The sequence below is a fragment of the Robinsoniella peoriensis genome (assembly GCF_000797495.1).
In the GTDB taxonomy this organism is placed as follows: domain Bacteria; phylum Bacillota; class Clostridia; order Lachnospirales; family Lachnospiraceae; genus Robinsoniella; species Robinsoniella peoriensis.
The window spans coordinates 156,829-181,649 of record NZ_JTGN01000001.1 but is presented as its reverse complement, the minus strand read 5'-3'; the positions used below and the strand labels follow the sequence as shown (position 1 = coordinate 181,649).

Sequence of the window (24,821 nt, the reverse complement as noted above, 5' to 3'; positions counted from 1 at the left end):
ATCAGCTTGAAAATTTGATTGAAATATCTGGAGGGATCACGTATGCTGGCAATTGAGAGAAAGAATGAGATATTATCAATTTTACAAAAAGAACAAAGAGTATTAGTGGCGGAACTCAGTCAAAAATACAATGTTACAGAAGAAACAATCAGAAGAGATCTGGAAAAATTAGAAAAAGAAGGATTTGTGAAGAAAACATATGGCGGAGCTGTGCTTAATAAGCATATCACTATGGACATGCCCCTGAAAATAAGGGAAAAGACCAACCGCAAAGAAAAGCAGGTTATTGCGAAAAAAGTAGCCGGGCTTATTGAAGAAGGGGACTGTATCATGCTGGACAGCTCTTCCACCTCCCTGATGATAGCGCAGGAGCTTAAACGGATGAAAAAGCTCACGGTTATCACCAACTCTGTGGAAGTGCTCATTGAATTGTCCGGAAATGACGGAATCCAGGTAATATCCACCGGTGGAAATCTTAGAGACTCATCCCTTTCCCTGGTTGGTAAGGCAACGCAGGAGGTATTGTCCCATTATTATGTGGATAAAGCCGTTATTTCCTGTAAAGGTGTGGATATTGAAAAAGGAGTCACAGACTCTCATGAAATGGAAGCAGAAGTAAAAATCGCCATGCGCAAAAGTGCAAAGTCAACGATTTTGGCGGCTGACAGCAGTAAGATGGGGGAAGTCTTCTTTGTAAAAGTATTAAATCTGGAAAGCGGAGATATACTTGTTACTGACAAAATTCCGGAAGAATGGCGCAAGCCTCTGGCAGAGCGCGGTGTAAAAGTTTTATCAAATGAGGATGAATAAACTAGAAATTATATAATATGGTTTCTATGATTATAAAAAACAAATTCTAAAATTTAAATGAGAGGTGCTAGACATGGGAGAAGTAATTTATAATCTGGCGTTTGACTTTGGAGCGTCCAGCGGAAGAATGATTTTAAGCAAATATCAGGATGGGAAAATAGAATTAGAGGAATTACACCGTTTCGCTAATGATCCGGTTCGTGTAGGAAAGAATTTTTATTGGGATACTTTCCGTTTATATCATGAATTGAAAACAGGATTGAAGAAAGCAGCAGCTAAGAAAATTCCGATCCAGAGCCTTGCAATTGATACCTGGGGTGTTGATTACGGTTTAATCGATAAAGATGGAAATCTCATCGGCAATCCAGTAAACTACCGTGATGACAGAACGATTGGTGTGATCGAAGAAGTAGGCAAAATTGTTCCCCTAAAGGATATTTATGCCACAACCGGAATCCAGTTCATGAATTTTAATACGCTGTTCCAGATCTATGCAGATAAACAAATGCGCCCGGACATTTATGAAAAAGCAGTTCGCCTCTTATTTATGCCGGAACTTTTTGGATATTTCCTCACAGGCAAAATGTACAATGAGTATACAATGGCAAGTACCGGACAGCTTCTGGATGCCAAAACCAGAGACTGGGATTATGAGTTGATTGAAAAAGTGGGTCTTAAAAAAGAGCTGTTTGGAGAATTGACAAAACCGGGAACAGTTATCGGAGATTTATGTCCGGAAGTAATCGAAGAGACAGGTCTATCAGGGGTAAAAGTAATTGCAGTTGGAAGTCATGATACGGCATCTGCAGTAGCAGGAACTCCATTTGAAGAGAAAAATGCGGCATTCTTAAGCTGCGGAACATGGTCACTCTTTGGCATGGAAATTGATGAACCTATTTTAACGGAAGAATCTTTTGAATATAATTATACAAATGAAGGCGGAGTTGAAGGCAAAATCCGTTACCTGAAGAACATCAACGGTTTATGGATTATGCAGAATCTGCGTAAAAACTGGTGTGAATTCGAGGGAGACGTTTCTTTCCCGGATATCATCAAGGCTTCCAGAGAAGCTAAGAGACAGGATTTCATGATTGATCCTAATGACCCAAGATTTACGGCTCCATATAACATGATGAAAGAAGTTATCGCATATTGTAAAGAACACGGACAGGGAACACCGGAAGGGCTCGGAGAAATTGCTATGGCAATTTACAATGGACTTACTAATGAATATGGTGCAACGATCAGAGGACTGGAAGTATTGACAGGAGAGACGATTCCATGTATTAATATGGTAGGCGGCGGTATCCAGGATCAGCTTTTATGTGAACTGACAGCGAAAGCAACCGGTAAGAAAGTAGTGGCAGGTCCGATCGAAGGTTCCGTTCTCGGAAATGTGGTAATGCAGCTGAAAGCTATGGGAGCTATTGATTCCTTAGAAGAAGGACGTAAGATTGTGAAGGCATCCTTTGCACAGCAGGTACATATTCCGGCATAAGATAACAGTTAAGCTTACTGATCCGGTGGTTGATAATCTGATTCCTTTTCAGGTGTTAAGGACTGCCGGAGACATGTTGATATAACTTTAAATTGCCAGATTCATAAGAATCGGGCATAATAGATGCGAGGTTTGAAAGTATGGGCATTTCGACAAAAAATGGCGATGGTGGTATGACCAACCTGATAAAAACAAAAAATGTGCCAAAATCAGATGAGCGTGTTCACTTGTTAGGAAGCATAGATGAGCTTACCAGCCATTTGGGACTGGTAAAGGCGAAAGTATGCATGACTCAGGTGAAAGAAATGCTTGCGTCTGTTCAGGATACGCTTATTACCGTAATGGCAGGTATCGCAGACCCGCACAATATGAAATACAAACTAAAAGAAGCTGAAGTCACAAGACTGGAAACAGAGATGGCACGCATGGAAAGTGAGTTCACCATGCCTCAGGGCTGGGTGCTGCCTGGCGGGAATGCCGTGTCTGCGGAAGTGGACATAGCAAGAACGGTAACCAGGAGATGCGAACGCTATCTGTCCGGTGTTACCATTAAATACGGCTCGGACAAAGTAGCAAAACAATACCTGAACCGTTTGTCAGACTACTTGTTTATATTAGCACGTTATACAGATGCGGTCATGACAGAGCCTGTCAGTCCGCAGATACAACCCATGGCTCCTTCTATAGCCGCTCAGGAACAGCCTGTGAGGTCTGCTCCAGCGGATGCAGGTGTAAAATCCATAAAAATGGAAGAACCAAAAGCTGATCCGGTTATGGAAAATACAGTTATGGTTAATAAGGAAAAACTGATGGATATGACGAGTGAAGCAATTATACAGGAAGTATTAAAAAGAATGAACAAGCCGGAGAAAATATCTCTGGATGCAGCAAAAAAGCTGATTGAGAAAGTAGAAGAGTACTCCAAATCCCAGGGAATGCAGGCTGTAATAGCAGTCTGCGGTCCGGATGGCAATCCCATTGCGGTACATGTAATGGATGGAGCTTTCCTGGTAAGCTTTGATGTGGCTATTAAAAAAGCCTATACGGCTGCAGCAGTTAAGATGTCCACATTGGAACTGGGGGAATTAATCAAGCCAGGAGCGACGTTCCAGGGTCTGGATCATATCGAAGGAGACAAAATGGTATTCTTCGGCGGAGGTGTTCCGCTAAAATCAGGTGGACGCATGATAGGTGCTCTTGGAGTAAGCGGCGGTACCGGAGATGAAGATGACAGGCTTGCCCAGTATGGACTGGGTGTTTTAGAGGAAGTACTTTCTTAGTACTAGAGCGTGTTTAAAAATTGCTTTCTGACAGATGTGCGTCACAGTTTGTGGTAGATTTGTCCCGGATGAAGGGCGCGTAGCGGGCTACGCAACCTGAATTCGGGGCAAATCTACCGCAAAGTGGGGCGTGCAGATGACAGGAATGAATTTTAAAACACCTCAAGAGCCTACATCTGATTAAATGAATTTACACACAAGATTACGTTTTAGATGAAAAGGCAGCTATGGCATAGCGGGGAATCGCTTGTTGTAGCTGCTTTTAATTTAGTACTTCCCACCCCCCTGAATAAATGTTATAATTATCGCAATAATATTCACATAAGCATATTTTATGCGAGAAATGGAAATGGAGGAAATTTTATGCAGTTTACCACATTGCCGCAGTATGAACTTCAGATAGAAGAAGATATTGCGGATATTAATTCAAAGGGTTATCTGTTAAGACATAAAAAGAGCGGCGCCAGAATTATGGTGATTGCCAATGATGATGAAAATAAGGTTTTTCATATTGCTTTTCGGACACCGCCCAAGGACAGTACAGGGGTAGCTCATATTTTGGAGCATAGTGTTTTGTGCGGAAGTGAAAAGTTTCCGTCAAAGGATCCTTTCGTTGAATTGGTGAAAGGGTCCCTTAATACGTTTTTAAATGCTATGACATATCCGGACAAGACGATGTATCCGGTTGCAAGCTGTAATGACCAGGATTTCCGCAATCTGATGCATGTATACATGGATGCGGTTTTCCACACAAACATTTATAATAAGGAAGAGATTTTCCGCCAGGAAGGCTGGAACTATCATTTAGAGACTCCGGAAGATGAACTGACTTATAATGGAGTGGTTTACAATGAGATGAAGGGGGCTTTTTCCTCACCGGATGATGTTCTGGATCGGGAAATTCTGAATTCCCTGTTTCCGGATACACCATATGGAAATGAATCCGGCGGTGATCCTGCATTTATACCGGATCTTACGTACAATGATTTTCTGGAATTCCATAGTAAGTATTACCATCCTTCCAACAGTTACATTTATCTGTATGGGAATGCAGATATGGAAGAAAGGCTGAAATGGCTGGATGAGGAATATTTAAGCCAATATGATGCCATCCAGGTGGATTCTGCAATTCCCATGCAGAAACCATTTGATAAACCTATCGAGATAAAGAAAAAGTATTCGATTTCCAATACTGATGATGAGAAGGACAACACCTTCCTCTCTTATAATGCAGCTATTAAAACCAGCCTGGATGTTCGGCTGGCAAATGCATTTTCTGTGATTGAGTACGCTTTGCTTACTGCTCCCGGAGCACCTTTGAAGCAGGCGCTGCTGGATGCAAAAGTTGGGAAAGATATTCAGGGTTCCTATGACAGCGGGGTTTATCAGCCGGTATTTTCAGTAGTGGCTAAGAACTCTAATATAGATTCCAAAGACAGATTTTTGGAGATCATTCAAGATGTTCTGACCCGGATCGTTAAAGAGGGCATAGATAAGAAAGCGCTTCTTGCCGGAATAAACAATATGGAATTTAAATTCCGGGAAGCAGATTATGGTTCGTATCCTAAGGGGCTGATGTATGGTATTGATGCCATGGACAGCTGGCTGTATGATGATGCCGCACCTTTTGATTATTTAAAGCAGCTTGGCATTTTTAAATTCTTAAAAGAGCAGGTGGAAACCGGATATTTTGAACAATTGATACAGGAATATCTCTTGGATAATACCCATGCGTCTGTTGTAATTGTGGAACCGCAAAAAGGTTTAACAGCCATAATTGATGAGGAGATAAAGAAAAAGCTAAAAGAATATAAGGAAAGCCTGACTGCGGAAGAAATCCAGACCTTGGTGGACAAAACAGAGAAGCTCCGCCTGTTTCAGGAAACACCATCTGCAAAAGAAGAACTGGAAGCGATTCCTGTGCTGGAAGCGTCTGATATTAAGAAAGAAGCAGGAAAGTTCTATAATGAAGAACATTTGCTGGGAGATACTACTGTTTTACACCATAATATGTATACCAACGGCATAGGATACCTGAAGATTTTGTTCGATACCAAATACGTGCCACTTGAGTATATTCCTTATCTTGGTATTTTAAAAGCAGTACTCGGTATGGTAGATACACAGCATTACAGCTACGGTGAATTATTTAATGAAATTAATATTCATTCCGGCGGAATTTACCCCGGCATCGAAATATTTGTTGGTGATAAGCAGGGTGACTGCAGGGCAATGCTTGAAATAAAGGCTAAGATTCTATATGAGAAGCTGGATTTTGCCTTTGATATGATAGAAGAAATAATTTTTACATCGAAAATAGAGGATGAAAAGAGACTGTATGAAATTATTGCGGAATTAAAGTCCAGGGTTTCTGTACGATTAAATTCGGCAGGACATTCTACGGCTGCAATCCGTTCCATGTCTTATTTCTCCCAGACAAATGCATTTAATGATGCGGTTAGCGGAATCCGTTTTTATAAACTGGTAGAGTCACTGGAAGTACACTTTGATGAAAAGAAAGAAGACCTGATCCGTATTTTAAAAGAGCTGATGAAACTGGTTTTCCGAAAAGATACGCTTCTGGGAAGCTATACAGCTGATGAAGCCGGATTTGCACCATTGATGGACAGATTATCTGCTTTTAAAGAAAAACTGTTTGAAGAAGCAGGAGTTACGCCTCATGGGAAATTAGAGACAGATCAGAAAAACGAAGGATTCCAGACTTCTTCCAAGATACAGTATGTGGCAAGAGCAGGCAATTTCGTACAGGCAGGACTGAAGTATACCGGCGTATTGAAGATCTTAAAAGTCATTTTAAGTTATGAATACCTGTGGGTAAATATCCGTGTAAAAGGCGGTGCCTATGGATGTATGAGCGGTTTTGGAAAGACAGGGGATTCCTACTTTGTATCTTACCGGGATCCAAATCTGAGGAAAACAAATGAAGTTTATGAAGGTGTTGTGGATTATGTAAAGAATTTCACGGTAGAAGACAGGGATATGACAAAATATATCATCGGCACGATCAGTGAAATGGATACACCATTGAATCCTTCTGCAAAAGGCAGCCGTTCCCTTGGGGCTTATATCAGTAAAGTGTCTGAGGAAGATCTGCAAAAAGAACGGGATGAGGTGTTAAATGCTACCCAGGAAGATGTCCGTGCCCTGTGGAAGATCATGGAGGCGATTGTGGCGGCAGACAATATCTGTGTAATTGGAAATGAAGAAAAGCTGGCAGCGGAAAAAGACATGTTTAAAGTACTGGTGCCTTTTATCGGCTAATTAACAAAGGATAAAGTTGTATGCTGCCATTGGCAGCAGATAGGAGTAAGAATGACAACAGCAAGTTATAAATCTGGTTTTGTTACTTTAATTGGCAGGCCAAATGTAGGAAAATCAACACTAATGAATTACCTGATCGGCCAAAAGATTGCAATTACATCGAACAAGCCGCAGACTACCAGGAACCGGATTCAGACGGTCTATACCTGTGAAAAAGGACAGATTGTTTTCGTAGATACACCTGGTATTCACAAAGCGAAAAATAAGCTGGGTGAATATATGGTGAACGTAGCCCAGAGGACTTTAAATGAGGTGGATGTAATACTATGGCTGGTAGAGCCAAGTACCTTTATTGGTGCCGGAGAACGCCATATTGCGGAGCAGCTTTTAAAGACAAAGACTCCGGTTATTCTGGTAATTAACAAAATAGATACAGTAAAGAGAGAAGAGATATTAAAATTTATAGATGAGTACCGGAAAATATATGATTTTGCGGAAATTATTCCTGCGTCTGCCCTGAAGGGGCAGAACACCCAGGATATTATTGATACGGTATTTAAATATCTTCCTTACGGACCACAGTTTTATGATGAAGAGACCGTAACCGATCAGCCAGAGAGACAGATTGTTGCGGAACTAATCCGGGAAAAGGCACTTCGCAGTCTGGATGAAGAGATTCCTCATGGAATTGCAGTTTCCATAGACAGAATGAAAGAGCGGACAGGCGGAAAACTGACAGATATTGAAGCAACGATTATCTGTGAAAGAGATTCCCACAAGGGGATTATAATCGGAAAAGGCGGTACGATGCTTCGTAAAATAGGTTCCCAGGCGAGAAAAGAAATTGAAGAAATGTTAGAAATGAAAGTCAATCTGCAGCTTTGGGTAAAAGTAAAGAAAGATTGGCGTGACAGTGATTTCTTAATGAAGAACTTTGGTTATGATAAAAAGGATGTCTAGAGTGCCTCTGAAAAATCATTGCACCTGTCTGACTGCCAGGTACAATCATAATTCAGACACGCTCTGACCAGAAGGTGTAAAATGGGACAGACAGTGACGTTAACGGGGATGGTGCTTTTAGCCGCCCCAATTGGTGATTATGATAAAAGGCTGGTGCTGCTTACAAAAGAAAGAGGCAAAATTACAGCATTTGCAAAAGGGTCAAGAAGACAGAACAGTCCGCTTCTGGCGGCGGCAAATCCGTTTTCCTTCGGTGCGTTTACCTGTTTTGAGGGAAGAACTTCCTATAACCTGATGCAGGCAGAGATCAGCAATTATTTTTCAGGGCTGTCCCAGGATTATGAGGCGGCCTATTATGGCTTTTATTTTATGGAAATTGCAGACTATTACGCAAGGGAAAATAATGATGAGGCGGAAATGCTGAGGCTGCTGTATGCAACACTGCGGGCGCTTATGAATGCGCATATACCCAATGAGCTGATCCGGTATATATTCGAGTGGAAGTCAATGGTTATAAGTGGAGAATATCCCCAGATGTTTTGCTGTACAGGCTGCGGCGTACAGGAGGATCTGCGTGCATTTGTCCCTGCAGGAGACGGGCTGGTCTGTAAAAACTGCCTGTCAGGATCAAAAGGAGCAGTTCTTTTATTAGAGTCAACCATCTACACGTATCAGTATATCGCATCATCTACCATTGAAAAGCTGTATTCTTTTACGGTTTCTGAAGATGTGCTGCGTGAAATGAAACGTCTTCAGAGCCGTCTTTGCAAAATTTATATGGATAAACAGTTTAAATCCCTCGATATTTTAGAGTCGATTGTTACATAAGTTTTAAATCGACCCGCCAGAGTGTTCTTCTCCCAATAATTAGTTGAAAATATCATACTTTAAAGGTATAATAATTAGGATTATACAAGGAGGATGCAGTTTATTATGAAAAAAAGGAGAATTCTGGCGGTGATGGTTGGAGTTATGTGTCTGCTAAGCGGGTGCAGTAAATTCTCGTCACCAGATGAGTCAGCAGTTTCGATTAGCAAAGATGGAGGAATAACAGGGACAGCAGTGGAGAGCCTGGATAAAGAGTATTATGATGAGACAGAGCTTAAAACAATGATTGAGAGCGAAATTGATGCATATAAAGCCAGTACAGGCAAGGATAATATAGATCTGGATAAATTCAGCGTCAGCGAAGATACGGCAAAGTTGATTATAGATTATGCTTCATCACAGGATTATGCGAATTTTAACCATGTTGAATTTTTTGTGGGGAAAATATCTGAGGCACAAAAATCAGGTGTTACCTTTGACGGAGGCTTCCAGTCCGTGGAAGATGGTAAGGTGGCGAAGAGCGGTTTGACCAGCAGCGATGTACTTAAGAAAGACTATCAGGTAGTTGTAATGGAAGAACCGGTGCTGGTTCAGGTGCCGGGAAACATCCTTTTTACCAGTGACAATGTGGAAGTAAAAGGGAAAAGTGAAGCAAAAGTAAAATCTTCCGGTGCAGAGCCGGCTACAGAAAAGCAGTCGGAAACGGCAAAGCAGGAAGAAACGGATTCTGAAACCGGTATGGTTTTATTGTCCCCCGAGAGCGGTAATTCCGGGACCTCTTCGAAAGAGGTTGAAATTGGTAAGAAATTAGCTTATATTATTTATGAGCTGGGTTGATCTTTAAATACCCCCGGTAAGTTTTAGAGCGTGTCTGAAAAGGTATTACCGTTATCTGCACGCAGAGAAAATGTCAGAAAATAGAATGAAAATAGAATGGAATGTGAGGAATTAACAATGGAAAAAACGATGGATAAAATTGTAGCATTGGCAAAGGCAAGAGGATTCGTATATCCAGGTTCAGAAATCTATGGAGGACTTGCTAATACCTGGGATTACGGAAACCTTGGCGTTGAGCTGAAGAACAATGTAAAACAGGCATGGTGGAAAAAATTCGTAACAGAAAATCCTTATAATGTAGGTGTTGACTGTGCTATTTTAATGAACCCGCAGACCTGGGTTGCAAGCGGACATCTGGGTGGATTCAGCGATCCGCTGATGGACTGTAAAGAATGCCACGAGAGATTCCGTGCGGACAAAATTATTGAAGATTACTGCGCAGAAAAAGAAATCGCAGTGGAAGGTTCCGTAGATGCCTGGAGCCAGGAAGAGATGAAGAACTTTATCGAAGAACATCAGATTCCATGTCCGACCTGCGGCAAGCATAATTTCACAGATATCCGTCAGTTTAACCTGATGTTCAAGACATTCCAGGGTGTTACGGAAGATGCTAAGAATACCGTATATTTAAGACCGGAGACAGCTCAGGGTATTTTCGTAAATTTTAAAAATGTTCAGAGAACATCCAGAAAGAAAATTCCATTTGGTATCGGACAGATCGGTAAATCTTTCCGTAACGAAATTACTCCGGGAAACTTTACATTCCGTACAAGAGAATTCGAGCAGATGGAACTGGAATTCTTCTGTGAACCGGGTACAGACCTGGAGTGGTTCGCATACTGGAAAAAGTACTGCCTGGACTGGTTAACAGCTCTTGGCATGAAAGATGACGAGATGCGTGCAAGAGACCATGCGGCAGAAGAACTCTGCTTCTATAGTAAAGCAACTACCGATATTGAGTTCCTGTTCCCATTCGGCTGGGGTGAATTATGGGGTGTTGCAGACAGAACAGATTATGACCTGACACAGCATCAGGATACATCCGGACAGGATATGAGCTATTTTGATGACGAGAAAAAAGAAAAATATATTCCTTATGTTATTGAACCGTCACTGGGTGCAGACCGCGTGGTACTTGCATTCCTCTGCAGTGCATATGATGAAGAGGAACTGGAAGGCGGTGATAAGAGAACCGTACTTCGTTTCCATCCGGCACTGGCACCGATTAAGGTAGGCGTGCTGCCATTATCCAAGAAATTAAATGAAGGCGCAGAAAAAGTATTTACTATGCTGGCTAAGAAGTATAACTGCGAATTTGACGATCGTGGAAACATCGGAAAACGTTATAGACGTCAGGATGAAATCGGAACTCCATTCTGTGTAACATACGATTTTGAATCCGAGACAGACGGAGCAGTAACTGTCCGTGACCGTGATTCTATGCAGCAGGAAAGAATTAAAATTGAAGAATTAGAAGCATATCTGGCAGACAAATTTGAATTTTAAGTAGCTGTCGGTACATCATATCGGATGAGATACGCTCACAGCGGGAATGTAAAATTTCCTCCTGTGGGCGTTTTTTGCGGTATTTTTTAAGAGCACAACTTTGTACAAATATTCGCATACCTGGCAATTCCTCCCTTAAGCCGGAGAGATTATAATAAGTATAAAGTAAAAGCTTTGGAGGAGGTTGTTTATGAGGTATGGATATTTTGATAATGAGAATAGAGAATATGTAATTGAACGGGTGGATCTTTCTGCTTCCTGGACGAATTATATAGGGGTTGAGGATATGTGTGGGGTTGTGAACCATACGGCAGGAGGATATTTATTTTATAAATCGCCGGAATACCACCGGATTACCAGGTTCCGGGCGAATGCCGTTCCCATGGACCGCCCGGGGCATTATGTTTACCTGAGAGACCATGAGTCAGAAGACTACTGGAGCATATCCTGGCAGCCCGTAGGAAAGTCTCTGGACGAGGCGAAATACACCTGCAGGCATGGATTGTCCTATTCGGTTTATGAATGTGATTATGAGGGAATCAAAGCTTCTCAGACTCTGGTAATTCCCATTGGAGATGCAGTGGAATTATGGGATGTGAAAGTGCAGAACCAGAGTGACCGGGTGAGAGAATTAAGCTTGTTTTCTTACTGTGAATTCTCGTTCCATCATATCAATATGGACAATCAGAATTTCCAGATGAGTATGTATGCAGCTGGGTCTTCCTGTGAAGACGGAATTATAGAGCATGACCTGTTTTATGAAGAGTTCGGATATCAGTATTTTACATCCAGTGTCAGTCAGGACAGTTTTGAAACCTTAAGAGATCAGTTTATCGGGAAATACCGGACCGAAGATAATCCCATTGGGGTAGAACAGGGATATCTGGAGGGCGGATTTGAAAATGGCAATAATCACTGCGGTGCATTCCAGAAAAAGATTGTGCTGCAGCCGGGAGAGGAAGTAAGAGTCGTATATATGCTGGGAGAAGGCGGACGAAAGGTTGGTGCTGCTATCCGGGAAAAATACAGCAGGCCGGATGCAATGGAGAAGGTATATGCCGATCTGCGGACTTTCTGGAAAAAGAAATTGGATAAACTCCAGATTCAGACTCCAAATGAAGGCATGAATACATTAATCAACACCTGGACCCTGTATCAGGCTGAAATAAACGTTATGTTTTCCAGGTTTGCATCGTTTATCGAAGTGGGAGGAAGAACCGGACTTGGCTACCGGGATACGGCGCAGGATGCAATGACAATCCCCCATTCCAATCCGCAGAAGTGCCGCCAGAGGCTGGTGGAATTGCTGAGAGGCTTGGTTTCAAAAGGATACGGACTTCATTTATTCCAACCGGAATGGTTTGATCCGGATACGGAAGTGAAACCCTTTAAATCACCTACCGTTGTGCCAACGCCCAATGCTAAAGACATGATTCACGGACTGGAAGATACCTGTTCAGATGATGCGCTCTGGCTGGTCAGCGCGATTGTAGAGTATGTAAAAGAAACCGGTGAATTTTCTTTCCTGGATCAGGTACTGTCTTATGCCGATGGGGGTGAGGGAACGGTTTATGAGCACATGATGAAGATTCTGGATTTCTCGGCAGAGCAGGTGGGAGAAAGCGGAATCTGTAAAGGGCTTCGTGCAGACTGGAATGACTGTCTCAACCTGGGCGGCGGTGAAAGTGCCATGGTTTCCTTCTTACATTACTGGGCAATCCGGAATTTCCTGGAAGCTGCAAGGTATCTAAACCGCACCGCAGATGTGGAAAAGTATGAACAAATGGCAGAGAAGGTAAAGCAAGTCTGTGATACCAGACTTTGGGATGAAGAATGGTTTATCCGGGGCGTGACGAAAAATGGCAGAAAAATTGGTACCATGAAGGACAAAGAAGGAAAGATTCATCTGGAGTCCAATGCATGGGCAGTTTTATCCGGTGCAGCTTCCGATGAAAAAGGCAAAAAGGCAATGGACAGTGTAGACAAGTACCTGTACACACCATATGGCATTTTGTTAAATGGCCCTTCCTATACCCGGCCGGATGACGATATCGGATTTGTAACCCGTGTATATCCCGGATTAAAAGAAAACAGTTCGGTATTCAGCCATCCAAATCCATGGGCATGGGCAGCAGAATGTGTATTGGGCAGGGGAGACCGTGCAATGAAATTTTATGATGCACTTTGCCCGTATAACCAAAATGACCAGATAGAGATCCGGGAGTCGGAACCTTATTCTTACTGCCAGTTTATTGTGGGACGGGACCACAAGGCATTTGGAAGGGCAAGACATCCGTTTATGACCGGAACAGGAGGCTGGGCGTATTTTTCAGCAACCAGATATATGCTTGGCGTCAAACCGCAGTTTGACCATCTTCAGATAGATCCCTGCGTGCCGGCAGACTGGAAAGAGTTCAAGGTGAGCAGAGAATTCCGGGGTGCGATGTATGAGATTACAGTTTTAAATCCGGAAGGCATAATGAAAGGTGTTAGTAAATTGTATCTGGATGGTGTGGAAACGCAGCAGATACCGGTATGCGATGCCGGAAGCAGGCATGAAGTAACTGTTGTTATGGGAAGATAAAAGAAGGTAGGCGAAAAGATTATGGTACATTTTGGAACAGGCGGTTGGAGAGCCGTAATTGGTGACGAATTTACAAGAGAAAATATACAGAAACTCTCAATGGCAATGGTACTGAAAATGAAGGCGGAAGGGGTAGAAGAAGACGGAATGGTGATTGGCTACGACCGGAGATTTTTGTCGAAAGAAGCGGTCATGTGGGCATGTGAAGTTTTCGCGAAAGAAGGAATCCATACGTATTTTATCAATCGTTCTTCACCGACTCCTCTGATCATGTATTATGTTATGAAGCATGGACTTCATTATGGCATGATGGTGACGGCAAGCCATAATCCTGCTATATATAATGGGATTAAGGTGTTCACCCATGGAGGCAGGGATGCGGATGAAGAGCAGACCAGAAATATAGAAGATTATATCGCAGAAGTGGAAGAAAGATGCAGCAAGGGTAATGCCATTGAAATTATGGAATATGAACAAGCAAAGGAGAAAGGGCTGGTAACAGAGTTCAATCCTTTAAACGAATACCTGGATAATATTATAGCTGCGACAGATATGGAAGCCATAAAAGAACGGGGGCTGCGGGTGGCATTGGATCCTATGTACGGCGTGAGCCAGACCTCCATTAAAACGCTGCTTTCTATTGCACGCTGTGAGCTGGAAGTAATTCATGAACGTCATGATACCCTGTTTGGAGGTAAGCTGCCGGCGCCAAATGCCAATACCCTCCGTTCTCTTCAGAACTATGTACTGGACAGAGGATGTGATATTGGTATCGCAACAGATGGAGATGCCGACCGCATCGGTGTGATTGATGATACCGGAAGATTCCTTCATCCAAATGATATCCTGGTGCTGCTGTATTACTATCTGGTGAAATATAAGGGATGGCATGGGGCAGTAGTGAGAAATATTTCCACCACCCACAGATTGGACCGGGTAGCGGAGAGTTTCGGAGAAAAATGCTATGAAGTTCCGGTAGGATTCAAATATGTGTCTGCTAAGATGCAGGAGACCAATGCTGTGATTGGGGGAGAATCTTCCGGAGGATTGACGGTACGGGGGCATATCAATGGAAAAGACGGGATTTATGCAGCAGCACTTCTGATTGAGATGATCGCAGTAACCGGTAAAAAGATATCCCAGATTGCCAGGGACATTGAACTTGAGTATGGATTTCTGCATATGGAAGAGCGGGCTTATAAATTCAGTCAGGAGAAAAAAGAAGAAATCCATAACATACTGATGATACAGAAACTGCTGCCCGAGATTGAAACAGAAGCAGAGAAGGTATCCTATCTGGACGGATGCAAGGTCTATTTCAAAAATGGAGGTTGGATCAGCGCAAGATTTTCGGGTACAGAGCCGCTTCTTCGGATTTTCTGTGAAATGCCAAAGCCAAAAGAAGCTTCTGAACTTTGCGGGCTTTTTGAAGAGTTTCTGGGGATCACCTGTGAACCCGTCTGAGTGGGTGGCATGTTTTGAATGCAGGCGGTATTTACACGGATGATTGAAATAGAACAGAGCAGATGCAGTACATCAATTCGTACTGTATCTGCTCTCTTTTGATAGGAGAAAAAGTGGATTTATCCATAAATTTTCATGCAAAACGCAAGGGTACTATGTTACAATAGACCCATGGAAGAGGGAGGTTCAGGACTATGGAAAATCAGTCTCAGAATACACAAAAGCCCAGATCTTTGAAATCAAGGATGCTTTTTTTCATTATGCTCTGCTGGGTAATACCGCTATTGGTACTATTTGTATTTATGGTTTTTTCTTATCGGAATGAAATTTTAGAAAAATCGGAAATGATGTTGAATCTGGGCATAGAAAATGTGACATCTACACTTTCCCAGAGAATTGATGAGGCAATTACGGCATCGAAAAAACCATCTTATGAAGGTGTATGTGAAAAAGCCTGGAGAAAGTACCGGAAAGGTGAGACAAATAAGAATCAGTTTTACCAGGACATTAATAATGAGTTGAAAAGCAAGTTTTACATAGACAAGAAATTCAGTATGTTTACTTTCTATCTGGAAGGCGACGATGAGCCTTTATGTTATTCTGCAAATAATGAATTTTCTTACTTAAGTTATATGGAGCAGATCCATGGGGAAATGAAAGATCTCATTGAAGGCCATTCTTCGGATGCGGTACTCCGCGTAGTGGACGGGCGGATATATATTGTCCGGAATATGTATACGGTAACCAAGTATATTAAGTTTGGAACGTTAATTGTAGAATTGAACCAGGATCAGCTGTTTCGAAATATCCAGATGGACTTAAGCGTCAATGCGGCAATCTGCTTTAATGATGGTGAGGAATTTGTTCTGGTGGGAAATCAGGATGAGGATGCATCTTTGAAATACTTTCCGGCACTGTTTCAAAAGTATGATAAGAATAAAGATGACACAATCCAGATGGATTTAAGCAACAGCTACAAAGGTTATCTGAAAGAAAAAAAGTGCAGGGATTATAACGTAGGCGTTGCATTTCTGGTAAGTAAGGCATTATTTTATGAATCACTGTATAATCTATACAAGATTATTGCATGTATAATATTGATACTAATTCCGGTTCTAATGTACGGGGTGAAATTTTTAAATAAGCAGGTAAGTATTCCGGTCAGCCGGATGATCCGGGCTTCCGAAGCCATTGAAGAGGGACAGCTTGGAACTGTGGTGGAGGGTGAAAATATGCCAAATGCAGAATTTTCATATCTGATGGATTCTTTTAACCGGATGTCCAAACAGGTAAAGTATCTGTTCGATTATGCTTATGATGAAAAGCTGGCACGCAGAGATGCTAAAATTATGGCACTCCAGGCACAGATCAATCCGCATTTTCTGAATAACACCTTAGAAATGATGAACTGGCAGGCGCGAATGTCCGGAGATACCACCATCAGTAAAATGATCGAATCCCTGAGTACAGTACTGGATTACCGGATGGACAGGGCAGGAAGCCGCCTGATTAACCTTGCAGAAGAACTGCATTGTGCGGATGCGTACTTCTATATTATATCTATGAGGTTTGGAAAGCGTCTGAAAGTGGAATGGAAGGTTGATGACAGTCTGTTACAGGTAAAGGTACCAAGGCTTATTCTGCAGCCGCTTTTGGAGAATGCCGTAGTACATGGGATAGAGCAGGTAAAAAACGGTATTATAGAAATACAGATATTCCATGATGAAACAAAGATCTATGTAAAGGTATTCAATTCCGGAAAGCCTATGACCAGGGAAGATATGGAGAAAATTAACGCGATCCTGTCCGGAAGCCCCGGAAGTATCAAGGCTGAGCCGGGGCAGCATACTTCTCTTGGAATCCGCAATGTAAATGAGCGGATCAAGCTGATCTACGGGGCGCAGTACGGGCTTTCGATTACACCGGGTGAGGATGGCAAAACGGAATCCGTCATTACGCTGCCCTATGAGAAGGAAATGGACAAAGAGGAAGAAATTAATAGACAAAAGGCACAAAAAGAATTGCAGAGTACCGGTAAAATTGGGGAATAAAACGGGTAACTTTGTCGCAGGATTTGTTCATTCTTGTGAAGAGGGCAAGAATGAACAAATAATGTCAAGTAGGTCTAATGCATTTTGAGGTCATTGCAAGTATAATAGGATTATAAGAAATGAGAGAAATACTCATAGAAATAAAAAACTCATAGGGAGGAAATAAGTATGAAACTCAAAAAAGTATTGGCAGTAACAATGACAGCAGCGATGACGATGTCCATGATGGCAGGCTGCGGAAGCTCCACAAGCGCAGCAACAGAGGCAAAGAAAACAGAAGCAAGTGCAGCATCAGAGGAAACAAAAGCTCCGGCAGCGGATGGAGAAACCAAAGAAGCTACAGAAGGCGGCAGCGAAGAAACCGAAGCAGCATCGGAAAGCGCACCGGCGATAGAGACAGCAACATCAAAAAAGGCAGCCGAAGAAGTTGCAGGAGGTAAAGACGTAACCCTTAAGACCGTTTCCATGTTCGGTGGAACAGACCCCAATGCCATCGTTTATCAGGCAGTGAATAAAGCATTTATGGAACAGCATCCAAATGTAACGCTGGAAGATGATTCCCAGGTATCCAATGAAGAGTGGAAATCCAGAATCGCAGCAGACTTTTCCGTAGGAAATGAACCGGATGTATTGCAGTTCTTCGTAGATGCTACGGCAAATGATATTATTTCTACCGATAAATTAGTACCTTACGATGAAATCGTAAAAGAATATCCGGAGTATGCGGGGGATACATTACCGGATGCATTGGAAAAAGTAAAAAATGCAGATGGTGTGAAAAGAGCAGTTCCCACAACGGGTTATTGGGAAGGACTTTTCTGTAACAAGGATGTATTTGAACAAAATGGCGTAGAACTTCCTACCGACTGGGACTCCTTTACAAAAGCAATTGAGACATTTAAGAGCAAAGATATCATCCCCATTGCTTGTTCACTGAATGAAGTACCTCATTACTGGGTTGAGTTCTGTATGTTGTATACAGCTGGACAGGAAGAATATGTTTCCATGCCGGACAAAGCACCTGAAAGCTGGATCAAAGGAATTGAAGTCATTAAGACTTTGAAAGAAATGGGCGCATTCCCTGAAGATACCGATACCATCGACAACTCATCCGCAGAGCAGCTATTTAACAGCAAAAAAGCTGCAATGCAGTTAGACGGCAACTGGAGAATGAATGGTATTGATGATAAAGAAAACGTAGTAGTCGTTCCTTTCCCGGGTGTACCTGATCAGGCAGCAGATGTAGCAGGCTATATGGTAAGCGGTTTATCTTCCGGATTCTATATCACAAGAAAAGCATGGGATGATCCTGACAAGAGAGATGCAGCAGTCAAGTTTGTCATGGCTCAGACCTGTAAGGATTCCCTTATGAAATACTGGAATGGTGCAGGTATCCCGACCTGTGAAATCTCTGAAGATGAAATGCCTTCTGACAACCTGGCTAAGAGCGGTCTTGAGTATGCTCAGGCAGCAAAAGGACTGGTACTGCCAACTGACGCAAGATACAACACATACAAAGCACTGACCAGCCAGATTTCCGGTATGGCAGCAGGTATGGTGAAGGCTGAAGACATTATCAATGATATGATTACACGTTATAAAAACGGTGAAACCATAGAGTAGTAAAGAAATAAATATTGTCCTTGTGAGCAGAGGGAGATTTCAAAACCGCCCCCTCTGCTTCTTTATACCCAAAATTCAGTGTATTTTTTAAAACAGGAGGTAATTCACCATGTTATATAAGAAAAAATGGCCGCTTCTCATCTTTTTGATTCCAGGAATTTTATTTCTTGTGATATTCCTGTACGTACCCTTTGTAGAAAATATCAAAAATGCCCTTTATGATATGTCCGTTCCAGTAGCAATGCCGGGCCGTGCATTCCGGTATGTGGGCGCTGAAAATTTCCAGAAACTGTTTTCCGATCCTATGATCCGTGTGGCTCTTGGGAACTCTGTAAAAATGATGTTTCTAACCGTAATTTTTGAAGTAGGAATTGCATTTGTCTTAGCTGTACTGGTAAGCAATATCAAAAAAGGGCAGCAGTTTTTCAGAACCGTATACTTCTTCCCGATTGTTATTTCAGCAACAGCAATCGGCTTACTGTTTAAATTATTCTATAACTACGATTCCGGTATGTTAAATCAGATATTAACCGCACTGGGATTTGCCAAGGTCAAGTGGCTGGGTGAGAGCCTTGCATTTATCATGGTATGTATACCAACGCTCTGGTCTTATGTGGGCTTCTATTTTGTAATACTGCTGACCGGATTAAGTGACATACCGGAAGAGGTATATGAGGCAGCATCCATCGACGGATGCAGTAAGTTCAAACAGGTATTTTATATCACAATGCCAATGCTTCGCGGTGTTTTCTGTACCTGTATTACCCTGGCGGTAACAGGAGCTTTAAAGGTATTCGATCTGCCCTGGGTAATTGCCAGTCAGGGAGCTCCTTATGGACTGACACATTTTATGGGAACTTATATGTACCAGACCACATTTGAATTAAATGATTATGGCTATGGCTCTGCAATCGCAATCTTGATCGTTATTTTAGGAGTTATCGTATCCAAGATCGTTACAAAAGTTGCCAGACCAGACGCAAACATGTAGGAGGACGGTTATGACGGAATTAAGATATAGTAAAAGTAAAGAATTTTCAATGGATTTGAAGATACCAAAAAAGAAGGCCGGTATTGGGAAAATTGTAATTTATGCGGTGCTGATTTTATGGGCAGTCACTACAATCTTTCCATTTTTATGGGTGTTCCTAAACTCTTTCAAACCGTCTGCTGAAGTAATCAGTAATTCATTCAGTCTGCCTCAGGCATTTGATCTGGCAAACTATAAGAAAGCATTTGAAAGCCTGAATATTTTAAGGGCTTATGGGTTCAGTATTACCATTTCAGGATCTGTAACACTGGGTGTTATGCTGCTTTCAACCATGATGGCATTTGCGATGACCAGATATAATTTCAAGGGAAAAAACTTCATGGACAGTTTTATTGTGGCAAGTTTGATGTTTCCAGTATTCTCCACAATTATACCGGTACTGAGAATGATGGTAAAAGCAGATCTTCTGAGTACGCCGATTGCAGTTATTCTCCCTCAGATAGCCGGAAATTTAAGCTTTGCGGCAATCGTAATGATGGGATTTCTAAGGGGACTGCCAATCGAGATGGAAGAAGCGGCATATATGGAAGGTGCCAATGTATTCCAGGTATTCACTAAAATCATTATACCGCTATGTAAAGCATCCCTTTCTACCGTAGCAATTTTCAGCTTCTTATGGTCCTATAATGATTTGTTTGTACAGAAAACGATGATGCGTGATCCAAAAAATATGCCGATCTGTGCATTATTAGAAATGATCAGTTCCAAGTACGGAACGGATTTCGGACTCATGGCGGCATCGGTAACCCTGATTGTAGTTCCGGTATTAATTGTATACATTTTCCTGCAGAAAAACATTATTAAGGGATTGACAGCGGGTGCAATTAAGGGATAATATGGATATACTATCCAGATAAAGGGATCATTTCAGTCTGTGGATGTGTCTGTCTGGACAAGAAAAGTACTGGGGGCCGTAGTTATGTATCGAGTAGTAATTATTGATGATGAGCCAATCATTGTGGAAGGAATCTCAAGAAGTGTGGATTGGAAAAAATGGGATTGTAAAGTTGTTGCCACGGCAAATGACGGCATTGAAGGACAGGAAGTAATCCGGGAGCATAAGCCCAATATCATAGTTTCCGATATCTCTATGCCGGGACTAGACGGGCTGGCAATGGCAGCCGGGTTGAAATCAGAATTTGAAAACATGGAAATTACCATTCTGACCGGATTCCGGGATTTTGATTATGCACAGAAAGCCATCCGCCTGGGGGTGACCAGGTTCTTGCTGAAGCCTTCTAATATGAGTGAAATAGAGGAAGCTGTAGATGCAATGGTGCAAAATCTCCGGAAGAAGAAAATTACCGGAGAGGCGGATGCAGTGGAGGAGAGTTCCGACAGTGCAGCCAGCAGTTTTATCGTTAAAAATGCATTGAAATATATTGAGGACAATTATAATCGAAAAATAACGCTTCTGGAGGTGGCAGAGAAGACTTACGTAAGCCAGTGGCATTTGAGTAAGCTTCTTAACCGCCATACAGGGCAAAGTTTCTCAGAGCTGTTAAACCATACAAAAATTGAACATGCGAAAGAGATGTTAAAGGATCCTTCCCTTCGAATCGGGGATATAGCAGAAGCAGTGGGATTTCTGGATATGGCACATTTTTCAAGGGTGTTCAAAAAGCAGACAGGAATGTCCGCAAATGAATATCGGAATCATGAGGTTTAGAGAGTGTTTGAAAATTGGGAGCTTAAGAAGGCAGGTTAGAATATTCAAACGCGCTCTAAGGTATGAGGGCAGCAGGGCATTTTCCGTTGGCGGTTAACGGAAGGTGCCTTTTCGTTTTTATTTTGCGTAAATTGACGATCGGAATATCACCGCTAATAGAAAAATATCTTGATTTATTCTTTCTGTTATGTTATATTAAAAAATAATAAGAGATTGTTTCAATCTGTTTATGTGTATTTTTATTTTTTGTCTTTTATCTTTTTTTATTTTATAATCTGATCACTTCTGATTTATTCAAATCAAAACCCCATGTTGTTAAGCAAAGTAGATGATACGTATATATTTTATTATATTGTCTTTTAAGACATACTCTGGTGTGGTATATGTATGATTGTACATTTGCAAATAAAGGAGAGTGCACGAACTGGAAGGAATTGCCTATCAAAATAAAGATATTTTATCGAAAATATTTGCAGAGTCACTAAAAGAAAAATCATTTTCCGTTTACGGAATCGAACTACCGAAGATCGTTGAAGTGCTGCCAACCAATCTGCCCAGCCTGCAGGTAAATGAACTGCGTTTAGACAATTTGTTTTTGTTGGCTGATAACAGCATTGTCCTGGTAGATTATGAGAGTAAATTTTTGAATGAAGACCTGATAGATTATCTGGGCTATGTCTGCAGAATTCTAAAAAGGCTGGGAAAGGATTGGTTCGGTGTGAAAATAAGGGTCTTAATTCTGTATACATCGGATGTTGAACATGCAAACGATGTTCTGGATATTGGATGCCTTACATTTAAAATTGAGCAGGCATTTCTTTGCGGTTTGGATACTGACTCGATCTATGAAAATATAAATAAGAAAATAAAATGCCGTGAGCATCTGACAGATGATGAAAAAATGCAAATGATTATATTGCCATTGACGGTAAAAGGAAAAGAGGAGAAGCTGATTCTTTTAAAAAAGATTATTATATTAGCAAAAGAATTGGAAGCTGAAAATGATCGTACATTTATTTTGGCTGGATTATTGACATTTGCTGATAAGATTATAAGCAGACGGCTGGCGGAAGAGATAAGGAGGGAAATCCGAATGTTAAAAGTTGAGAAAATTATATTTGAGGAAGGGTTGGAAGAGGGTATCTTGGAAGGTGAACATAGAAATAAGATTAAAATAGCGGAAAATATGATTCGTGCAGGGAAAACCATACAGGAGATTGCTGAAATTACTGAAATGGCAATTGAAGATATCCTTAAATTACCCAAAATGATACCCGTAAAGTAGGAGTGTGTTTTACTATTAAATTACCGGCAGAACTTTGCCAGTTGTTCTGCCGGTTGTGATTTTATTTACGGTACATCTTATAGATCCTGTTTGGGGTGTAGCCGGGAACGGCCTTTTTCCAACTGGATTTTCCTATGGTTTTCAGGTATTTGTTGGTATATTTACCTGAATTTTTGGTGTCCATATATTTGAGCACATTATATGCTTTTTTTCCGCTGATGCCCATATACAGGCCCTGTGCAGTTTCACCGGGTTCATCGCTATAACTTCTTATGATGAAGGAATCAATCATGGGATTACATGCAGCTTTGTAGTAGCCGTATGCGATTGCAGCTGCCTGGACGTCTTCACCTTTTGAGGAACTGAATCCTTGCTCCGATAAGATAATACGGGTTTTTGAGCCATAATGCTTTTTAACGTAATTTGTTAAGACCTGAATATTCTCCATTGTGACATAAGGTGAATCTTCTTTGGATGAAACAGCACTGTTATTCCAGAAATCAGGACTTGTTAAAGGTGCCGGATAAGCATGAAAAGCAACATTCCAATTAATACCGCTCTGCATACTCTTTATTTTCTTTGCAAAGGCATTCATAAAGTCTTTTGCCGTATATCCCGCATCTGCAGTGTTCCAGCAATGGTCCAGACAAATAAATACTTTAGTATTGCTCCAGTTGCTTTTTGCAGCGTTATATAAGGAGCGGAAAGCATATGAATAGGAATTGATAAATTTAGTCTTGCTCATGCTGCCTTTATAATTCCAAAGATTACAGGAATTTACCTCATTTCCTAAAACCCAATTGGATACATGGCATTCACTGGTACTGAATTTTGAAGCAAGGAAACTGAATATAGCCTCCATTTTTTCTCTCGCCGCTTTACTGGAGGTATTCCAGGTATAAAGGATATGCCCTTCACTTCTTGCCTGGGATGCAATTAAATCCTGATAGCTGCCGTCACCCCAATCCAAGCCCAACTGTAAAGTTACATTGATTTCTTTGGCATTAAATTCGGATACTGCAACTTCATATCCCCGGAGACTGTTAAAATGATAAGTCTTTCCATTGTATTTATAAGTCGTATCCGGATTCGATAAAATTGTCGATGCATATAGATTTAAAAATGTATTCTTTGCATCCACTTTTTCAACATCCTGGGTAGTTGTAAACTGGATTCCTTTTTTTGTTTTACCGGTTTCATATGTATGTGAGTTTTTAGCAGTAATTTCCGGATTTGTTACATACTTGGCACTGCTGATCACTTTATATCCTTTTTTTTGTTTTACGGCTATTGCATATTTTGCCAATGCATATCCTTTATTGGGTTCTGCTGTATTTAATGCAAAAGTTACGGAAGTTTTCTTTGCCGTTCTTGCAGTCCTTTTAATTACTTTACCAGAATTGGGATCTACGGTAACGAGATAGTAATACGAATCAGTACTCTTAATTCGTTTGGCGATTTTAGCCTTTATCATGATTCGATCCACACCACTGCCTTTACAACTGGTAATTTGTGCTGAATTGGATTTTGGAGCGTATTCTTTCTGCTTTTTCTGCTTAGCTTTATTGGATGTCTTGGCAGAAGCAGGTTCCGTTTCGGAAACATTTGTGCGTTGCTGCTTTGGGGCGGATACCAGACCCACCGGCGACTCCTTCTCTGATTCGGTAAGGGGTTCCGTTATTTTTTCTGTAAGTTCACATACAGTTTTTTCGGTTTCTGTCATTTCGGTTTCTGCCATTTCGGTTTCTGTCATTTCAGTTTCCTCTTTTATTTCAGTCAGAGGGATTTCTGATTCCGAAGAAGAGGTTTGGTTGTTGGTATTTAAATCCGAATCATCGCTATTTGTAACTTCACTTTCTGTAGTATCAATTGTTGTAACATCATTTTCTGTAGTATCAATTGTTGTAATTCCATTTTCCGGTATACCTGACGATTCGGCATCATACATTTGAGATTCCTGGATCTTTGCAGATGCTGTTTCTGCGGCAAGTGCCGAAATGCTGTTAACAGGTATCACCATAGATAGAGCTAACAGGACTGCCATTAATTTCTTTTTCATATAATCTCCCATCTGGTAGTTCTTCGACTACCTG

The 24,821-nt window shown here is 41.5% G+C and carries 18 protein-coding genes; 16 read left to right on the top strand and 2 right to left on the bottom strand.

Annotation, left to right across the window (positions count from 1 at the left end):
• The first annotated feature begins 42 nt into the window (after positions 1-42).
• The 3 genes from QR40_RS00760 (at position 43) to QR40_RS00750 (ending at position 3,588) form a co-directional block, all read left to right on the top strand.
• A complete protein-coding gene (locus tag QR40_RS00760) occupies positions 43-810 on the top strand; it encodes a DeoR/GlpR family DNA-binding transcription regulator (RefSeq protein ID WP_027293759.1) in 768 nt (255 codons plus the stop codon).
• 73 nt (positions 811-883) lie between these two features.
• Positions 884-2,308, top strand: a complete 1,425-nt coding sequence (locus QR40_RS00755) for a rhamnulokinase (protein ID WP_044292925.1) — start codon at positions 884-886, stop codon at positions 2,306-2,308.
• Between the two features lie 140 nt (positions 2,309-2,448).
• The gene (locus QR40_RS00750; RefSeq protein ID WP_044292924.1) at positions 2,449-3,588 is read left to right on the top strand and encodes a cob(I)yrinic acid a,c-diamide adenosyltransferase; all 1,140 of its coding nucleotides are present in this window, start codon (positions 2,449-2,451) and stop codon (positions 3,586-3,588) included.
• Between the two features lie 13 nt (positions 3,589-3,601).
• On the opposite strand, the gene QR40_RS32920 is transcribed toward QR40_RS00750, so the two are convergent.
• A complete protein-coding gene (locus QR40_RS32920) occupies positions 3,602-3,754 on the bottom strand; it encodes a DUF6783 domain-containing protein (RefSeq protein WP_334291646.1) in 153 nt (50 codons plus the stop codon).
• A 197-nt stretch (positions 3,755-3,951) separates the two neighbouring features.
• On the opposite strand from QR40_RS32920, the gene QR40_RS00745 reads away from it, so the two are divergent.
• The 13 genes from QR40_RS00745 to QR40_RS00685 all read left to right on the top strand — a co-directional run bounded on the left by QR40_RS00745 (position 3,952) and on the right by QR40_RS00685 (position 22,728).
• On the top strand, positions 3,952-6,870 hold the full coding sequence (locus tag QR40_RS00745) for an insulinase family protein (protein WP_044292922.1): 2,919 nt from the start codon (positions 3,952-3,954) through the stop codon (positions 6,868-6,870).
• Between the two features lie 51 nt (positions 6,871-6,921).
• Positions 6,922-7,830 (top strand): GTPase Era, encoded by a 909-nt coding sequence (era, locus tag QR40_RS00740; RefSeq protein WP_044289314.1) that lies wholly within the window; start codon positions 6,922-6,924, stop codon positions 7,828-7,830.
• Positions 7,831-7,911: 81 nt separating this feature from the next.
• Positions 7,912-8,658: a DNA repair protein RecO gene (recO, locus tag QR40_RS00735; protein WP_027293764.1), complete on the top strand. Its 747-nt coding sequence runs from the start codon at positions 7,912-7,914 to the stop codon at positions 8,656-8,658.
• A 105-nt stretch (positions 8,659-8,763) separates the two neighbouring features.
• Positions 8,764-9,495 carry a hypothetical protein gene (locus QR40_RS00730; RefSeq protein ID WP_027293765.1) on the top strand — a complete coding sequence of 244 codons (732 nt, stop codon included), beginning with the start codon at positions 8,764-8,766 and terminating at the stop codon, positions 9,493-9,495.
• Between the two features lie 117 nt (positions 9,496-9,612).
• Positions 9,613-11,001: a glycine--tRNA ligase gene (locus QR40_RS00725; protein WP_044293434.1), complete on the top strand. Its 1,389-nt coding sequence runs from the start codon at positions 9,613-9,615 to the stop codon at positions 10,999-11,001.
• Between the two features lie 190 nt (positions 11,002-11,191).
• Positions 11,192-13,585, top strand: coding sequence for a glycoside hydrolase family 94 protein (locus tag QR40_RS00720; protein WP_044292920.1), 2,394 nt, complete (start codon positions 11,192-11,194; stop codon positions 13,583-13,585).
• 21 nt (positions 13,586-13,606) lie between these two features.
• On the top strand, positions 13,607-15,049 hold the full coding sequence (locus QR40_RS00715) for a phosphoglucomutase/phosphomannomutase family protein (RefSeq protein WP_027293768.1): 1,443 nt from the start codon (positions 13,607-13,609) through the stop codon (positions 15,047-15,049).
• Positions 15,050-15,243: 194 nt separating this feature from the next.
• A complete protein-coding gene (locus QR40_RS00710) occupies positions 15,244-17,100 on the top strand; it encodes a sensor histidine kinase (protein WP_044292919.1) in 1,857 nt (618 codons plus the stop codon).
• Positions 17,101-17,268: 168 nt separating this feature from the next.
• Complete coding sequence (locus tag QR40_RS00705) at positions 17,269-18,723, top strand: ABC transporter substrate-binding protein (protein WP_027293770.1); 1,455 nt, start codon at positions 17,269-17,271, stop codon at positions 18,721-18,723.
• Between the two features lie 109 nt (positions 18,724-18,832).
• Positions 18,833-19,714 carry a carbohydrate ABC transporter permease gene (locus QR40_RS00700; protein ID WP_027293771.1) on the top strand — a complete coding sequence of 294 codons (882 nt, stop codon included), beginning with the start codon at positions 18,833-18,835 and terminating at the stop codon, positions 19,712-19,714.
• Between the two features lie 10 nt (positions 19,715-19,724).
• Entirely contained in the window at positions 19,725-20,609 is an 885-nt protein-coding gene (locus tag QR40_RS00695; RefSeq protein ID WP_242858427.1) for a carbohydrate ABC transporter permease, read from the top strand.
• A gap of 84 nt (positions 20,610-20,693) precedes the next feature.
• Complete coding sequence (locus tag QR40_RS00690) at positions 20,694-21,443, top strand: response regulator transcription factor (protein WP_044292918.1); 750 nt, start codon at positions 20,694-20,696, stop codon at positions 21,441-21,443.
• A gap of 415 nt (positions 21,444-21,858) precedes the next feature.
• A complete protein-coding gene (locus tag QR40_RS00685; RefSeq protein WP_044292917.1) occupies positions 21,859-22,728 on the top strand; it encodes a hypothetical protein in 870 nt (289 codons plus the stop codon).
• Positions 22,729-22,789: 61 nt separating this feature from the next.
• Here the strand turns inward: QR40_RS00685 and QR40_RS00680 are convergent, their stop codons facing one another.
• The gene (locus QR40_RS00680; protein ID WP_044292916.1) at positions 22,790-24,787 is read right to left on the bottom strand and encodes a DUF5722 domain-containing protein; all 1,998 of its coding nucleotides are present in this window, start codon (positions 24,785-24,787) and stop codon (positions 22,790-22,792) included.
• Positions 24,788-24,821: the final 34 nt, after the last annotated feature.